We start from the raw sequence: 17685 nt of genomic DNA, 5'->3' as shown, positions 1-17685 counted from the left end.
ATGAATCGAGGTGTAGTTAAACTTTTTATTTGTTTCATAGTTTTCGCTGTGAGCTTACCGTTGTGGGCACAAAACACCATAAATAGTGTACGGGTATGGCCCTCGCCAGATAGCACTCGGGTGGTATTTGATTTAGATGACAAGCCTGATTTTAGCTATTTTATGCTTAAAAACCCAAGTCGCTTGGTGGTCGATCTTGAAAATACGAAAGGCTTAAAAGTATTACCAAGTATTCCTTCTAAACATAAAATTGTTAGTAAGCTGCGCTACTCAAAGCCTAAAAATAAACAAAGTGTACGTTTTGTATTTGAGCTCACCGCGCCAATTAAGCCGGTTATTTTTGCGCTGGCACCTACAGGCCCTTACAAAAACAGACTGGTTGTGGATTTATATAATAAAAGTGAACCCGCAGTAAGTACAACTCCTGCCCAAAAAGCTGCTAAAAAACGCCAGTTAAACCAAGAGCGAGATATTGTTATTGCAATTGATGCGGGCCACGGCGGAGAAGATCCAGGTTCTATTGGGCCTTCTGGTACGTATGAAAAAACCATTACACTGCAAATCGCTAAACGTTTAGAGCGCATGATTGACGGTGAACGCGGCATGATTTCGCGCATGGTAAGAAGTGGTGACTATTTTGTTAAACTTAACACTCGTACTAATAGAGCACGAGAAAAAAAAGCTGACTTTTTAGTGTCAATTCATGCTGATGCATTTACCAGCCCAGGACCAAATGGGGCGTCGGTGTGGGTGTTATCCCTTGGTCGCGCTAATTCTGAGATTGGTAAATGGATAGAAGATAAAGAAAAACACTCGGAGCTTTTAGGCGGTGCAGCTGATGTAATTAAAGATGCTGCAAACGAAAAATATCTCGCGCAAGCGCTGCTTGATATGTCGATGGACCACTCAATGAAAACAGGGCTTAGCGTGGCTGAAGAAGTAGTTAAAGAGCTAAAAAAGGTCGCTAAATTACATAAAAAAGATCCACAACATGCAAGCCTTGCCGTATTAAAGTCGCCAGATATACCTTCAATTTTGGTTGAAACAGGCTTTATTTCAAACCCACGTGAAGAGCGCATGTTAAAAAGCGCTAATCATCAAGAGCGCTTAGCTAAAGCGATGTTTACGTCTATAAAAAATTATTACTTAAAAAACCCACCGGATGATTCGTTATTTGCCAAGCTTAAATCGCAGTACCCAACTAAGCATAAAGTTCGCCCAGGTGAATCGCTAAGCTTATTAGCAAACCGCTATGGCGTATCGATAGCCAAGTTAAAGCAAGTTAATCAACTTCGCTCAAACACCTTGTTTATAGGTCAAGAGTTGGACATACCGCAGAGTTGATGTTTTTTAAACCTGTACAAGTATTAGGGGCCCCATGAGTATTGAAATATTACCTGCACGATTAGCTAACCAAATAGCGGCAGGTGAAGTGGTCGAACGCCCAGCTTCGGTGGTTAAAGAACTGGTAGAAAATAGCTTAGATGCGGGCGCTACGCGCGTGCAAATAGATATAGAACGCGGCGGCCACAAGCTTATTCGTATTCGTGACAATGGCTCCGGTATTGGTAAAAATGAGTTAACTTTAGCGCTTTCGCGCCATGCAACCAGTAAACTTAAATCGCTCGATGATTTAGAAAATATTTGCTCGTTAGGTTTTAGAGGTGAAGCACTTGCATCTATTAGTTCGGTATCGCGTTTAACGCTAAGCTCAAAGCCTAAAGCACAAGATGCCGCGTGGCAAGCGTTTGCACAGGGCCGCGATATGGAGGTGCAAATAAAGCCGGTTGCTCACCCAGATGGCACAACGATAGAAGTTAAAGATTTATTTTTTAACACCCCCGCAAGGCGCAAGTTTTTACGCACCGAAAAAACCGAATTTAGCCATATTGATGAGCTTATAAAACGCATTGCACTGAGTCGTTTTGACGTGTCGATTACACTTACACATAACCAAAAGGTGGTTAGACAGTACCGTGCTAAAACCGATCCTAATCAAGCGATTACTCGGGTTGCGCAAGTTGCAGGTAAAGCCTTTGCTGAGCAAGGGTTGCATATTCAATCTGGCGAAAGTGGTTTACAGTTACATGGTTGGGTATTGCCAGTGGGGTCAGCCAATACCACGCAATATACCTATGTAAATAATCGCATGATGCGTGATAAGCTAATTTTACACGCTATTCGCCAGGCGTTTGAAGAAGTAAGTGGCGCACAAGAGCTGCCTGGTTTTGTTATTTATATTGATATTGACCCAAGACAAGTGGATGTAAATGTTCACCCCGCTAAGCACGAGGTGCGTTTTCATCAAGGCCGGTTAGTGCACGACTTTATATTGCAGGCGATTAAGCAAGTCGTTGTGCCGCTACAAGGTGAATTTGCAACTAATCAAGCGCCTACTGACGATTACCAATCCTCAACGTTTATTGAGCAGCCAAGTCACGCGGTTAATAACCAGTCAGTGCAGTATGATTACCCTAAATCACAGCTACAGCCAATAGATTCACAAAACGGTGGTTTTACTAGTCGTGCCCCCTCTAATCGCGCAGGGTCAGGTGGTGGCGCTGCGGGGTATTCTTCACCGTCTCAAAAATATGGTGCAAATCATCACGATGTAAATGCATTTTATCAAGGGGTGAGTGAGCAACAAGCCGCTCATTTTGCCCATAGTGTATCAGCGCAGCCCGTTACTGATGAGAGCGCTGCACACGCATTAAAAAGTGTGCAGCTATTAAATGTAAATAAAGGTGTGTGTGTATTTACTCAGCAGCAGCAATTATTTTGCTCACACTATAAATATGCACTTGTTGATTACTGGCATGCACAAATAAAAGAGCTGGGTAATTTAGAGGGTAAAGCCTTGCTACTACCGGTAAGGGTTAACCTTGAAAAAGCTGACTGCGAACTAATAGCTCAGCAGCAATCGTGGTTTACTTTATTAGGCTTTGAGCTAGTTATTGAAAAACAGTTTGTGATGGTTAAAAAGCTGCCCACGTGTTTATATTTACTTGAAGCCTCAGCTGCGGTTGAAAGCTTACTAGGTGCATGTAAAACACAGCTCAACGAGTTACAAACTTGGCTTACATGGCAGCTTAGTTGTGTACCAGAGCGCTTTTATGAAAGTAATGCATTTATTGAATTACAAATTAGCTTACAAAATAATCCGCAAACAATTGAACGTTTAAAAGAAAAAGCAGTTAAAATAGACCTAGAACACTATTTAACGCAATTAAATTAAGGTACCCGTGTTGAGCAATTTACCGGTCATATTTTTAATGGGCCCAACCGCAGCTGGTAAAACGGCGTTGGCAATTTCACTGTGTGAGCACTTAAATACAGAAATAATCAGCGTTGATTCAGCGTTAGTGTATAAAGGTATGGACATAGGTACGGCAAAGCCCGATGCGCAAGAGCTTGCTCGTGCTCCGCATCATTTAATTGATTTACTCGATCCGAGCGAAACCTACTCGGTTGCCGATTTTAGACGTGATGCGATAAAAAAAATTGATGAATTTCATCAACAAGGTAAAGTACCAATATTAGTGGGTGGCACCATGATGTACTTTAAATCTTTAATTGATGGATTATCGCCACTGCCTGAAGCCTGCCCAGTAGTAAGAGCAGAGCTTGAAGCGCAAGCAAAACAATTTGGCTGGCCACATTTACATCAAGAGCTCGCTAAAGTAGATCCGCAAGCGGCCGACAAAATAAGTGAAAATGATTCACAAAGAATAAATCGAGCTTTGGAAGTTTACCGTATTAGTGGTAAAACAATGACTGAATTGCAAAAGCAAAAGCAGCCAACGTTACCTTATACTTTTTATCAATTTGCGATTGCGCCTGATGATCGCAGTGAATTACATCAGCGAATTGAAAAAAGGTTTAAAATAATGATAGAACAGGGGTTTGAAAAAGAAGTTTCGACCCTATATCTACGTAAGGATTTACACCCCAATATGCCTTCTATTCGTTGTGTAGGTTATAGACAAATGTGGGATTACCTTGCGGGTGAAGTAGGCCATGATGAGATGGTTTTTCGCGGCATTGCTGCAACGCGCCAACTGGCAAAACGTCAGCTAACGTGGTTACGGAGTTGGCCTGATGTTACTTGGTTAACAACAGACGATGAAGAAAACTTGCAACGCGTAGTAAGTTCGCTAAGCTAGTAGTAGTTGAATATTATTTAGTTTAATTAAATAAGTTCAGCTACTTAAATTATAATAACACCTAGAACGAAGGAACAATAACATGGCAAAAGGCCAATCGTTACAAGACCCATTTTTGAATGCACTACGTCGTGAGCGCATTCCAGTATCAATCTTTTTGGTAAATGGCATAAAATTACAAGGTAAAATTCAGTCATTTGACCAATTTGTTATTTTACTTGAAAACACTGTAAACCAAATGGTGTATAAACACGCAATTTCAACAGTTGTACCTGCTCGTGCAGTCAACTTCCAAGGTGTTCAAGGGAGCGATGACACTGAAGAGCAAGAACCAGGAAATATTTAATTAGGAGCGTAATGCTTGTTTGACCGCTATGAATCCGGCGAACAGGCAGTCTTAGTTCATATCGACTTACCTAAAGATGGCGATCGTGAAGATCTTCATGAATTAGAGTTGTTGGTATCTTCTGCTGGTGTTAGTAGTTTGGCGGTTGTGCAAGGCAGCCGCCAAGCACCACATCCGAAACTATTCGTCGGTACCGGTAAAGCAGAAGAAATAGCTGAGATTGTCAAAATCCACAATGCAGATGTTGTCATCTTTAATCATCAATTAAGTCCGTCTCAAGAACGTAATTTAGAGCGCGTTTGCCAATGTCGTGTACTTGATAGAACAACACTTATTCTTGATATTTTTGCCCAAAGAGCCCGTACCCACGAAGGTAAGCTACAAGTAGAGCTTGCTCAGCTTAGGCATATGTCTACTCGGTTAATCCGAGGATGGACTCACCTTGAGCGCCAAAAAGGGGGAATAGGTTTACGAGGCCCAGGCGAAACACAGCTTGAAACCGATAGACGTTTATTACGTGCACGTATTAAAAATATTCGTGCCCGATTAGCCAAAGTGGCCGTACAACGTGAGCAGGGTAGACGTGCGCGTACGCGTAACGAAATTCCTACCGTGTCGCTTGTAGGGTATACCAATGCGGGTAAATCAACCCTGTTTAATCGTATTACAGACTCAGATGTATACGCAGCGGATCAGCTTTTTGCCACGCTTGACCCAACACTACGTAAACTTGATATAGGTGATGTTGGTTCGGTTATTTTGGCCGACACCGTTGGATTTATTCGCCATTTACCGCACGACTTAGTAGCAGCCTTTAAAGCCACACTAACAGAAACGCGTGAAGCCGACTTACAATTACATGTAATTGATGTGGCAGACCCACGCAGGCGCGAAAACATAGAGGAAGTACAGTCGGTTTTAAAAGAGATTGAAGCCGATGAAGTACCGCAATTATTAGTTTATAACAAAATTGATGCACTTGATGATGTAAGCCCACGAATTGATCGGGATGACCAAGGGCAGCCTATAAGAGTATGGTTATCTGCACAAACTGGTGAAGGGTGTGAGCTACTTAGCGAAGCAATAAGTGACCTGCTTGCTAAGAAAATGTTTAGTGATACGTTATTACTTGCTCCTCAATATGGCAGGTTAAGAGCGTCTTTATTTAGCTTAAGTGCAGTCCATGAAGAGCGCTTTGATGAGCAGGGTAACTGGTTGTTAGATGTACGTTTACCTATGGTTGAATGGAACCGATTAATTAAAGAGTTTGGTCCTGAAATTGAGGGTTTTATCAATCGCGATTAAAAATTGGCATATAAATGTCGGTTTTTGTATGAGAAACGCGGGAGATTTGATAGATTTAACACAATTTCCTAATTTATTTAGATAACAATGGAGTATAGCTATGGCCTGGAATGAACCGGGTAATAATGGCAATGACAAAGATCCGTGGAACAATAAAGGCGGACGTGATCAAGGCCCACCTGATTTAGACGAGGTGTTCCGTAAGTTTAGCAACAAGTTAGGCGGCATATTTGGCGGTAAAAAATCCGGCAATAATAGTGGCGGTGGACTTGGCGGAGCCGGTATTTCATTTATCCTCATTATCGCCGCAATTGTGTGGGCGTTAAGTGGTATTTATACGGTTAAAGAAGCCGAACGTGGTGTGGTATTGCAATTTGGTAAGTATGACCGTATTGCAGAGCCAGGCTTACGCTGGAAAATGACCTTTATTGAAACGGTTATTCCGGTAGATATTGAAGCTGTACGTTCATTATCTGCATCTGGGTTTATGCTAACGGAAGATGAAAACGTAGTAAGCGTTGAGTTTGAAGTGCAATACCGTGTTATTGACCCGTACCTTTACAAGTTCAGTGTAACTAATGCTGATAATAGCTTAGAAGAGGCGCTTGATAGTGCACTACGTTACGTTGTTGGCCATGCAAAAATGGACCAAGTACTGACTAATGGCCGTGAAGTCGTTCGTCAAAATACGTGGGATGAGCTTAATAAAATCATCGAACCGTATAACTTAGGTTTAATTGTGACCGATGTGAACTTTAAAGACTCGCGTCCGCCGACTGAAGTAAAAGATGCATTTGATGACGCTATTGCCGCACAAGAAGATGAAGAGCGTTTCATCCGTGAAGCCGAAGCTTACGCACGTGAAATTGAACCGCGCGCGCGTGGTCAAGTAACTCGTATGACGCAAGAAGCAGAAGGTTATCAAGAACGCATTACACTTGAAGCGCAAGGTGAGGTGGCTCGTTTTGAAAAGCTATTACCTGAATATCAAGCAGCTAAAGAAGTAACGCGCGAACGTTTATACATTGATGCAATGGAAGAAGTACTAGGTAGTAGCTCTAAAGTGATTGTTGATGTTAAAGGCGGTAATAACATGATGTACTTACCACTTGATAAAATTATGGAAAAGCAAGGCACTGCAACACGTGTAGCTTTACCAAGCTCAAGTGATATTCAAGATTTACGTAACAAAGTAAATACATCACGTAACAGCACTGTGAACAGCGGTAATGACCGTTTTAACAGCGATCGCTTTAACAATAACGGGAGATAAGCATAATGAAAAACTTTAGTTTAATTATATTATTAGTTGCCATTGTTATGTCTTTCTCAGCGGTATTTGTAGTACCTGAAGGGCAAAAAGCAATCGTGTTGCTGTTTAGCAAAGTTGAAAAAGACAGTGAAGACAAAGCGGTTGTATACAGCCCTGGTCTTCATTTAAAAGTACCATTTTTTAGCCAAGTGCGTCGTATTGATGCACGTATTCAAACGCTAGATGGCACGCCTGACCGCTTTGTAACAAGCGAGAAAAAAGACTTAATTGTTGATTCGTTTGTTAAATGGCGCGTAAACGATTTTAGTGCATTTTACTTACGTGCTCGTGGTGATAAGCAATACGCTGAAACACTACTAAAGCAAAAGGTAAATAATGGTCTTCGTACTAACTTTGGTACGCGTACTATTCGTGAAATTGTGTCGGGTGAGCGTAGTGAGTTAATGGAAGAGGCGTTAGTACAAGCTTCTGAAAGTGCGCGCGAGTTAGGTATTGAAGTACTTGACGTGCGTGTTAAGCAAATTAACTTACCACAAGAAGTGAGTAGCTCTATTTACCAACGTATGCGCGCTGAGCGTACTGCTGTTGCAAAAGAGCACCGCTCGGAAGGTCAAGAAAAAGCGGAAACTATTCGTGCTAATGTTGACCGCAGAGTAACAGTAATGCTTGCTGATGCAGAGCGTAATGCGCGCTCAGTACGTGGTCAAGGTGATGCAGAAGCTGCTGCTATTTATGCTAAAGCATATAACAAAGATCCAGAGTTCTTTGGTTTTGTTCGTTCTTTAGAGGCGTATAAAAAAACCTTTAAAGATAAGCAAGATGTTATGGTGCTTTCACCAGACAGCGACTTCTTTAAATATATGAAAGGTGCTGCAGCGCAATAAGCAATGCCTTAATCATTTAAAAAGCTATAAAGCCCCGCTTATGCGGGGCTTTTTGTTAAGTATAATTTAAAAGTTTAAATTGCTGTTATATATGTGATTATTTAAAAAGTGCGATGGTCTAAAAAATACGCGCAGAAAAAATAAGCTGAACAGGGGTGATCTTTACTTTAGTTTTCTGGTAAAATCTCGTCCTAATTTTCTCGAAGTGAATTTACAATGGGTAAAAACGTTGTTGTATTAGGCACCCAATGGGGTGACGAAGGTAAGGGTAAGGTTGTTGATCTCCTTACAGACAAAGCATCTTTAGTAGTTCGATACCAAGGTGGCCACAATGCGGGTCATACTTTAGTTATTGACGGTGAAAAGACAGTTCTACACCTTATTCCATCGGGTGTATTACGTGACAATGTTAAATGTGTGATTGGTAATGGTGTGGTTTTATCACCAGAAGCGCTAATGAAAGAAATTGGCATGTTAGAAGAGCGTGGCGTACCTGTACGTGAGCGTCTTCTAATTAGTGAAGCATGTCCGTTAATTCTGCCTTTCCATGTTGCATTAGATGTAGCTCGCGAAACTGCTCGCGGCGACAAGCCAATTGGTACAACAGGCCGTGGTATCGGTCCTGCGTACGAAGATAAAGTAGCCCGTCGCGGTTTACGTGTAGGTGACTTATTCAATCCAGAATTATTCGCAGCTAAGCTAAAAGAAGTACTTGAATACCATAACTTCACTTTAGTTAACTACTACAAAGTAGATGCTGTTGATTTCCAAAAAACGTTTGATGATGCAATGGCTGTTGCAGACATCTTAAAAGCAATGGTTGTTGATGTAACTGAGCTTTTAGATCAAACACGTTTAGCGGGCGAACACATTTTATTTGAAGGTGCTCAAGGTACATTACTTGATATCGATCACGGTACTTATCCTTATGTAACATCTTCAAACACCACTGCTGGTGGCGTTGCGACTGGTGCTGGTTTTGGCCCATTAAACCTTGATTACGTGTTAGGTATTATTAAAGCGTACACTACACGTGTTGGTTCTGGTCCTTTCCCTACAGAGCTTTACGATGGCCTTGAAAAACAAGACCCAGTAGGTAAGCATTTAGGCGATAAAGGTCATGAATTTGGCGCAACAACAGGTCGTTTACGCCGTACCGGTTGGTTAGATGCTGTGGCAATGCGCCGTGCAGTACAAATCAACAGCATTTCAGGTTTTTGTTTAACTAAGCTTGACGTTTTAGATGGCTTAGAAACACTTAAAATTTGTACTGGTTACCAGCTTGAAGATGGCACAGTGACTAATGTAACGCCATTAGCTGCTGAAGGTTACGAGAAAGTAACACCAGTATATGAAGAAATGCCAGGTTGGTCTGAAAACACAGTTGGTGTAACTAGCCTTGAAGGCTTACCAAAAGCTGCGATTGACTACATCAAGCGTATTGAAGAAATCACAGGTGTACCTGTTGATATTATTTCTACCGGCCCAGATCGTGTAGAAACTATGGTACTTCGCAACCCGTTTGCTTAATCACCATTAGTTTAAAAAAAGCTGCTTTTGCAGCTTTTTTTATGTCTAAAATTCACCTTGGAACGATCTTTGTATATTATTTGATAAGTTTTATTTTATACGTGGTAAACATGCGCCTATCTACTTGCAATACTTTATTAGCGACTTTGCTCACTCCGTTACTTTTATCTATAAGTAGCAATGTATTAGCTGAAGAAACACCCGCTGCGGTGCCGCTTTATACCGAGCCTGAGCTGATCGCACTAATAAACAAAAATACACATTTACAGCGTGTAAAGGCAGATGATTGCCAGTTAGTACAAGATATAGAGGCAAGGGCCAATAAAATGGCACTGCCATCTTACCAATTTTTATATGGCGATATGCTGGCTTATAACGTGTGTGTTGAGCGAAATGTAGAGTTAGGTGTGTACTACATGCGTAAAGCGGCTGAGCAAGGCCTAGCGGCTGCGTTAGAGCAGCTTGGACGTTATTACGACACTGGCCGCTTAGTACAGCAAGATAAAGCTATGGCCATTACCTATTTACGGGAGGCTTCAGCTCAAGGAAACCTAAAAGCGCAGCTAAGGCTGGTTAAGCTTTTTAATGCAGGCTATGGAAGCCCGCGTGACTTTGAAGATGCGTACCGCTGGTTATTTAATGCCATGGTGGCAGATAAAGCTACCCATAAAAAAATTGAGCGTGCGCTTAACTTACTAGCCCAAAAAATGCCAGATAGTGTTGTGGCCCGCGCCCGATTACCAATCTAAGTTCAAAATAATGTGTATTATTTTATAAAAATAAAAAAGCCCTAAAGTTTACTTAGAGCTTTTTTCCAATATCTAAAAGAGGTTAGTCTTCTTCTTTAGTTTTTGATTTGACTGGGTCTTTTAACACCGACATTTTTGGTGGTTGAAGTGCAAATACCCGTTCGCCCTCCTGTGGTGGTTTTTCCATATTACTGGTAAATGGACGAAGCTTAACTGGCGTATCTTCGTCGTTGTCTTTGTCGCCTTTTAAAATAAACAACGGGATCGCCTCAGGGTTCATCTCTTGGTATTTTTCCCAATCAAATTCTTCTGAAATACGCGTTGCACTTACTTTGCCCCCCTTAGCAATAATGCTGCTTAAGCGAGCGTAAGAACCATCTTCACCAAACAAAATTTGTCTAGATAGAAATGTTGCACTGTCTTTGTTTGCTTTTGCATGCGAGGTTGATGAGCGCAGTGAAAATACATTTTTTTCATTCAATAAATGTGAAAAATATTGCACACCAAGCGCATTGTGGTGGCGGTTTGGTGAAAGCGCTAATACAGTTCGTATTGTTGTTAGCGGTAAGTAGCGCTCTGCATGCTCTGATTGTGGATTACCATAATAGCAAGCAAGGCCATCCATGCGGGCCATTTTACAGTTTTCCCATGCCGGGTCTGATAGATGAACCGGAATACTTTGCTCCTGTAAACCTTTACCTATTGCACGCGATACATGGTTTGCTCCAATAATAAGTATGGTATTTGGAGATGGTTGGCGCACGCCTAATAGTTTAGCAACAGGAATAGCAGTTAAGCTTTGCAATACCACTGTGATGATAATAACGGTAAATATTAACGGCACCATTTTTTCTGCATCAGCTACGCCAGCTTCCATCATACTTAGCGCAAACACCGACCCAACAGCGGCTGCAACAATACCTCTAGGGGCTATCCAAGAAAGTACCAATCGAGATTTCATAGGCAGGTCTGTGCCAAAGGTAGATATAGCAATACATAATGGGCGCGCTATAAATAACACCACTGCGAGGAATATAAATACGTCGCTGTCTAACATCATCAAGTCAGAAAGCTGAAGGCGTGCAGCAAGCAATATAAACAATGATGATATTAAAATCATCGATAAGTCTTCTTTAAACTCTAATACAGAATCTATTTCTAAATCGTTTTGATTGGCAAGCCAAATGCCAAAAACGGTAACTGCCAATAGTCCTGACTCGTGGCTTAAATGATTAGAGACCGAAAAACTAATAAGTACCAAGGCAAGTATGCCAAATTTATGTAACTCAAATGGAAGCCACTCGCGTCGCATAAGTTGTGTGGTGATCCACCCAGCTACAACGCCGATAGAAAGGCCAACCCCCACTGTTTTCACAAGTGCAATAATAGTATGACTAAGCACTTCACCTTGGCCTACCAGCATCACCGCCTCAAACACCAGTACTGCAAAAAGAGCACCGATTGGGTCAATTACAATGCCTTCCCATCTTAATATTCGGTCAATGTCTTGGGTTGGACGCATCGAGTTAAGTAAAGGGGCAATTACTGTGGGGCCTGTTACAACAAGCACAGCACCTAACACAGCTGCAACCCGCCAGTTAAGCTCAAGTAGCCAATAGGCACTTAAACTTATAACCACACAGGTGGTGATCATGCCAATAGAACACAGGTTACGCACGACCTTACTTATGCCTTTTAACTCTCTAAAGTGCAAAGTGAGGGAGCCTTCAAACAGAATGACTGCAACACTTAGTGATACAACAGGAAATAATAAATCCCCGAGTAAAGCATCTGGGTCTAATACACCACTAAACGGCCCAAGCAATAAACCGGTAAGCAATAAGAACAAGATAGCGGGAACTTTAAACGCCCATGCTACCCATTGGGCAAGTACCGAACAAAGTGCGATACCGGCTATATAAATTGCTGACATAAATTAAGAATTCCTTATTTATCACAATGTAAAAAGTATAACTTTTGTTAAATATTAATACAGGGGTATACACGTGAAATGTTCAATTTGCTAATAAAATATTAGCGCTTAATACAAAAATTGTAGGTTAAACATATTGATTTATTTATATAAATTGAGTTTAAAAAGAAAAATAAAATTAACTAATTGATTTGTATAGCTTAATTGTCATCTTGAAAGGGAGGGTTAAACATTAGCGTGATTTTTAGCCTTGATCTTACCCATTGAAATGTCGTATTATATTTAGAGTTCAAATAATTAGTCATCTAAATATAATTTTGTAAGATAGCGCTATGTATTAATACTAGCGTCATATTTGCCCTGTAATAATAGACCTGTACGCTATTATTACCATTTATTAGTAGCTATCTTATTATTGAACATCTTGGTATGGTTTTTTCAAACAAGTTTATTTAAACAATTAAGTAAATAAATGTTTGAGTTGAACTATTACTTTCAATGTTTAGCTCCCATCGTGGCGGCTAAATCTCGGTCCTTAAGTCATCACCCTATCTGTTGGTGTATCTGACTTTAGAGGCTCTATGTATGTTGTTAACAAAAAGGCCGCACACAGCTTTTTACAGCGATACATAAACAACACTTTTTATTTTTATATTTAATAGACCTCCATTTAATTTGGTTGGTGCTGTTTCATGTCTTTACAAATCTAAAAGCAATTTTAGGTCGTGTACTTGCGTGCGTTTAAAAAGTGTATAAACAAATAACCTATTCGAAATTGCGTGTTTTTACGCAATTACCTAGTTTTAGTTCACACTATGTGAATGCAGATAAAATGGAAAGTTGAGATTTTATGCAAAAGTTAAATTGGCGTCGTATTGTTTTAAAAGTAGGTAGTGCTTTAATTGCTCCTGATCAGGATGGGTGCCGTTCACGCTACTTATTAACCATTGCGCAATTTATTGTTCGCTGTCGTGCTCGTGGTATTGAAGTTATTTTAGTATCTTCTGGCTCAGTAGCTGCAGGCTCACACTTATTCCCATCTGATATTCCACGTTCAGTTGTGATGAAAAAAGCGATGGCAGCAGCAGGTCAAACTGAAATGATGGCCATGTGGGATCGCTTTTTCGATTTTCCTTCAGCGCAATTATTATTAACCCATGGCGATTTACGTGACCGTGAGCGCTATGAAAGTATTCGCGAAACAATTTTTACTTTGTTAGAGCATGGTGTATTACCTATCATTAACGAAAATGATGCTGTCACAACCGATGATTTAAAAGTCGGTGACAACGATAATTTATCAGCCATGGTAGCGGCGGCCGCTGATGCCGACGCATTGATGATTTTTTCTGATGTAGATGGGCTATATGATAAAAACCCAAACCTTCATGATGATGCAGTTTTACTGCCTGAAATAAAATCAATTGATGAGTCTATTTATGCTATGGCAGGATGTGCTACGAGTGCTGTTGGTACTGGTGGTATGAAAACCAAAATTGAAGCGGCTGAAAAAGCAACGTCTCATGGTATTGCCACTTATATTATTAATGGCTTTAAAGAAGAAACCTTTAATAGATTACTAGCCGGTGAAAACCCTGGTAGTGTTTTTCTTCCTTACGAAAAACCAATGCAAGAAGCTGTGCACTGGATGACTCATACAGCCAATGAGCAAGGTGAAGTAGTGGTCGATGGCTCGTTTGATGAGTCGCTTGAGGGTGAAAACGGTTGCATACGTGGCGACGAAATAATGGAAGTTCATGGTGAGTTTGCCATCGGTGATACCATTTTAGTTAGAAGCGAGGATGGCACACGTTTAGCAAAAGCCACCGCAAATTATAGTAGTTGCTTGTTAAGCTTTATTGCAGATAACGAGCAAAGTGAATTTAGTGAAAAAATGCAGGATTCTATTGGTCCTGTAATTTCAGAAAAAGATATCGCATTATTGGAGAAGTCATGAGTTTGATTACGGATATTTCACGCCAGGCAGCAAAAGCTGCAAACACACTTGCTTTACTCGACACCGAGACCAAAAACCAAGTGTTAACCGAAATGGCGGCAGCATTACGCGCAGAAAAAGCATTTATAATTAAAGAAAACGAAAGTGATTTAAGCGCAGCACGCGATAACAACTTAGCCGCTTCGATGATCGACCGCCTAACGCTTAATGAAGAGCGCATTGAAGCAATGGCAGAGGGTATTGAAGTTATCGTAAGTTTAGATGACCCAGTCGGTCAACTACGCGATATTACAGAGCGCCCAAATGGCATTAAAATACGTAAAATGCGTGTGCCATTAGGTGTTGTATGTATGATTTATGAAGCGCGTCCTAACGTAACTGCGGATGCAGGGGCATTGTGTTTTAAATCGGGCAATGGTGTTATTTTACGCGGCGGTAAAGAAGCTCTTAAAAGCTCGCAAGCCATTGCGAGTGTCATGCACGGTGTACTTGAAAAACATAACTTACCTAAAGCGCTGATCTCAGTTATTCCTGATCCAGACCGTGCTTTGCTTATGGAGCTAATGCAGCAACGTGAAAGTATAGATTTAATCATCCCACGTGGCGGCGAAGGGTTAATTAACTTTGTTACAGAAAACAGTACTATTCCTGTTATTCAGCACTTTAAAGGTGTGTGTCATTTATATGTAGATAAAGATGCCGACTTAGAGGTTGCACTTAATTTACTATTAAATGGTAAAACACAGCGTACAGGTGTATGTAATGCTCTTGAGGGGCTGGTGGTTCACCAAGACATTGCTGATGAATTTTTAAATTTATGTGCCGTTGTATTGCGTCAAGAAGGTGTGAAAATTAATGCAGATGAGCAGGCTGCAAAATACTTCGATAACGCAACAGTACTTGCAGATACCGAATTTGGTGAAGAATACTTAGATTTAGAAATTGCTATTCGTGTGGTACCAAGCTTTAGTGCCGCTGTGGATCATATTGCTCAATTTGGTTCAAACCACACTGAGGTTATTTGTACTAAAAACGATACCGCGGCTGAGCTTTTTCAACGCAGTGTGGATGCATCGGTAGTGATGGTAAATGCTTCATCGCGTTTTTCAGATGGCTCGCAATTAGGTTTAGGTGCCGAAATTGGTATAGCTACAACTAAGCTACATGCTTATGGTCCTATGGGTCTTGAGTCTCTTACAACTGAAAAGTATTTAGTTAATGGCGAAGGCCAAGTACGTAAGTAATACACTTTACATATAAAAAACGCCGATTATTTAATCGGCGTTTTTTTTATGCATTTTGCAAAGTATGGTCTAGTTTTTCTAACCAGCTTTCTAATGGCTCTGGCCGGTGCAAATGGTACCCTTGTAGGATAACCTCAGGGTACTCTTGTAATAAGTCAAAGTGCGATTGATTTTCCACTCCCTCCGCTACTACTTCTAATTGAAACAACCTGCCAAGGCTCACAATCATATCAATAATTAATTTATCGTTGTTATCAGTGGGGGCTTCAAGTACAAATGAGCGATCTATTTTTAGCTCATGAATAGGTAACTGTTTTAAGTAGGTTAAACTTGAGTAGCCCGTGCCAAAGTCATCAATAGATACACGCACGCCCAATTTTTTTAGGTAGTGTACGGCTTCAATGGCGGCTTCCATGTGATTAAGTAGTGTACCCTCTATTATTTCTATAGTGAGTTGCTGAGGATTAATACCAGCACTTTTAATTTGCTCGCTTATAAAGTTTAAAAATCGTGGCTCATGAAAATGCCGACCGCTTATATTTACCGAAATATTTAAATTAGGGTGGCTGTATTTAAGCTTTGTAAGTAAATTAAGTGCATTAATAGTAACCCAGCAATCTAACTCAAAAATAACATCAGATTCTTCAGCTATTGAAATAAACTCGCAGGGGCTTATAAACCCTTTTTGAGGATGCTCCCAGCGCAGCAGCATTTCTGCGCCATTTAATGTTTGATTACTATCAAATTGCGACTGCAAAAATATCGATAGCTCGTTGTGGGGAATGGCTTTTCTTAAGTCTTGCTCTATTTCAAAGCGCCGCTTAGCCTGCTCGCCAAAAGAAGTGTCAAAAAAAGTTACTCTATTACCGCCTTTTTCCTTAGCCTTATAACAGGCCGCCTCACAATTTCTAATAGTTTCGATTGCACTTTCCCATACATCTTCACGCGGGAAGATATAAGTACCAATGCTAATTGTTAAGCTAACTTCTTGCCCATCAACTTCAAAAGGGTGATTAACTGCGTTTAAAAGTTCTTGTGCTTTGTTTTCAGCGATTGATTGCGCCCGTGCACGCCCAACTCCTTTATCTAGGCTACACAAAGCCGCAAATTCATCACTGCCTAAGCGTGCAATAATATCTTTTTTATCTACATTGGCACGAATACGTTGAGCCAATTCCTTTAAAATATTATCCCCCGCTAATAGCCCTAGGCCATCATTAATTGAGTGAAAGCTGTCAATGTCGATAATATAGATATAAGCGTAGGTTTTATCGCTACTACAATCTTGTAGTTGTTGTTCTAATTGTTTTAAAAAGCCATTTCGGTTAGGTAACTTAGTTAACTCATCATGCCACGTTAAGTAATCTATTCGTTCTTGTGTTACTTTTACGCTCGAAATATCACTAAACACGCCAATATAGTGAATGTTGGTATCTTGTTCGCTTTTAACCATGCTAAGTGTTAAAAGCTCTGGATATAGCTCGCCATTTTTTCGTCTAGTGATAAGCTCGCCGCTCCAGTAACCGGCTTCGTTTGCGTGTTTCCACACTTCATCAAAGCTAATACTAGGGTGATTATTTTGTTTAATTTCTTTTAAATCCATTTCCAGCGATTCGGCTTCACAATAGCCTGTAATTCTACAAAATGATGGATTAACAGCGATAATTTTTCCGTCGCTATTAGTAATAACAACACCATCAGCTGTGCTGGTAAGTGCTTGGTAAAATAACTTTTGCTTAGATGATAGTTGCTTTAACTCTTCCTCGCGTTGGCTTAATTCTTTTGCAAGAGCCTCTATTTCTAATAATTTGTCATGTAAGTCAAAGTTTTTTTCAATAAGCCTGTCTAGCATACCTTGCGCAGTAATGTGTGTGCGCACACGGGCTCTAACTAAAGCTAATTTATAAGGTTTATGAATATAATCAATGGCACCCATTGCAAAGCCCTTTTCTTCAGACTCCTCTTCTGTAAGTGCGGTAACAAAAACTATGGGGATCCCTTTAGTATTTTGTTTAGCTTTTAAAATTTTACAAACTTCGTAGCCATCCATACCGGGCATCATGATATCGAGCAAAATTAAATCAGGGCGAGTGGATTCAACAAATATAAGCGCTTGTTCACCACTTGTTGAGATGCGCACATCGTAGTCTGCAAGCAGGCCTTCAACTAATACATGAAGGTTACTTGGTTCGTCGTCAACTATGAGAATCAAAGGCTTTCGCGGATGATTTACTACAGGTTCATTTTTGTTAGCGAGAAAGGTTGAATGCACACTAAGTCCTTATTCTTTAATTACCTCTT

13 protein-coding genes are annotated in these 17685 nt (G+C 40.6%); 11 read left to right on the top strand and 2 right to left on the bottom strand.

Going from position 1 to position 17685, the window contains the following annotated elements; translation table 11 throughout:
• The 9 genes from QUE46_RS15005 to QUE46_RS14965 all read left to right on the top strand — a co-directional run bounded on the left by QUE46_RS15005 (position 1) and on the right by QUE46_RS14965 (position 10250).
• Positions 1-1344, top strand: a complete 1344-nt coding sequence (locus QUE46_RS15005; RefSeq protein ID WP_286245457.1) for an N-acetylmuramoyl-L-alanine amidase — start codon at positions 1-3, stop codon at positions 1342-1344.
• Between the two features lie 34 nt (positions 1345-1378).
• On the top strand, positions 1379-3235 hold the full coding sequence (mutL, locus tag QUE46_RS15000) for a DNA mismatch repair endonuclease MutL (RefSeq protein ID WP_286245456.1): 1857 nt from the start codon (positions 1379-1381) through the stop codon (positions 3233-3235).
• Positions 3236-3245: 10 nt separating this feature from the next.
• Entirely contained in the window at positions 3246-4163 is a 918-nt protein-coding gene (gene miaA, locus QUE46_RS14995) for a tRNA (adenosine(37)-N6)-dimethylallyltransferase MiaA (RefSeq protein WP_286245455.1), read from the top strand.
• Positions 4164-4245: 82 nt separating this feature from the next.
• Positions 4246-4509: an RNA chaperone Hfq gene (gene hfq, locus QUE46_RS14990; protein WP_004587665.1), complete on the top strand. Its 264-nt coding sequence runs from the start codon at positions 4246-4248 to the stop codon at positions 4507-4509.
• A 15-nt stretch (positions 4510-4524) separates the two neighbouring features.
• Complete coding sequence (gene hflX / locus QUE46_RS14985; protein WP_138612174.1) at positions 4525-5814, top strand: ribosome rescue GTPase HflX; 1290 nt, start codon at positions 4525-4527, stop codon at positions 5812-5814.
• A gap of 100 nt (positions 5815-5914) precedes the next feature.
• Complete coding sequence (hflK, locus tag QUE46_RS14980) at positions 5915-7087, top strand: FtsH protease activity modulator HflK (RefSeq protein ID WP_286245454.1); 1173 nt, start codon at positions 5915-5917, stop codon at positions 7085-7087.
• Positions 7088-7092: 5 nt separating this feature from the next.
• Positions 7093-7971: a protease modulator HflC gene (gene hflC, locus QUE46_RS14975; protein WP_286245453.1), complete on the top strand. Its 879-nt coding sequence runs from the start codon at positions 7093-7095 to the stop codon at positions 7969-7971.
• Between the two features lie 216 nt (positions 7972-8187).
• Positions 8188-9501: an adenylosuccinate synthase gene (locus tag QUE46_RS14970; protein WP_004587661.1), complete on the top strand. Its 1314-nt coding sequence runs from the start codon at positions 8188-8190 to the stop codon at positions 9499-9501.
• A gap of 110 nt (positions 9502-9611) precedes the next feature.
• Complete coding sequence (locus QUE46_RS14965; protein ID WP_286245452.1) at positions 9612-10250, top strand: tetratricopeptide repeat protein; 639 nt, start codon at positions 9612-9614, stop codon at positions 10248-10250.
• 82 nt (positions 10251-10332) lie between these two features.
• Here QUE46_RS14965 and QUE46_RS14960 read toward each other — a convergent pair whose 3' ends face one another.
• Positions 10333-12183: a sodium:proton antiporter gene (locus tag QUE46_RS14960; RefSeq protein ID WP_286245451.1), complete on the bottom strand. Its 1851-nt coding sequence runs from the start codon at positions 12181-12183 to the stop codon at positions 10333-10335.
• A gap of 850 nt (positions 12184-13033) precedes the next feature.
• Between QUE46_RS14960 and proB the strand changes: the two genes are divergently transcribed.
• A complete protein-coding gene (gene proB / locus QUE46_RS14955; protein ID WP_286245450.1) occupies positions 13034-14140 on the top strand; it encodes a glutamate 5-kinase in 1107 nt (368 codons plus the stop codon).
• Positions 14137-15384: a glutamate-5-semialdehyde dehydrogenase gene (locus QUE46_RS14950; protein ID WP_286245449.1), complete on the top strand. Its 1248-nt coding sequence runs from the start codon at positions 14137-14139 to the stop codon at positions 15382-15384. The genes proB and QUE46_RS14950 overlap by 4 nt, the downstream gene beginning before the upstream one ends.
• A gap of 46 nt (positions 15385-15430) precedes the next feature.
• Here the strand turns inward: QUE46_RS14950 and QUE46_RS14945 are convergent, their stop codons facing one another.
• Positions 15431-17656, bottom strand: coding sequence for an EAL domain-containing protein (locus QUE46_RS14945; protein ID WP_286245448.1), 2226 nt, complete (start codon positions 17654-17656; stop codon positions 15431-15433).
• Positions 17657-17685 lie beyond the last annotated feature (29 nt).

Source organism: Pseudoalteromonas sp. MM1 (genome assembly GCF_030296835.1).
In the GTDB taxonomy this organism is placed as follows: Bacteria; Pseudomonadota; Gammaproteobacteria; order Enterobacterales; family Alteromonadaceae; genus Pseudoalteromonas.
This window is presented reverse-complemented; position numbering and strand designations above follow the sequence as displayed.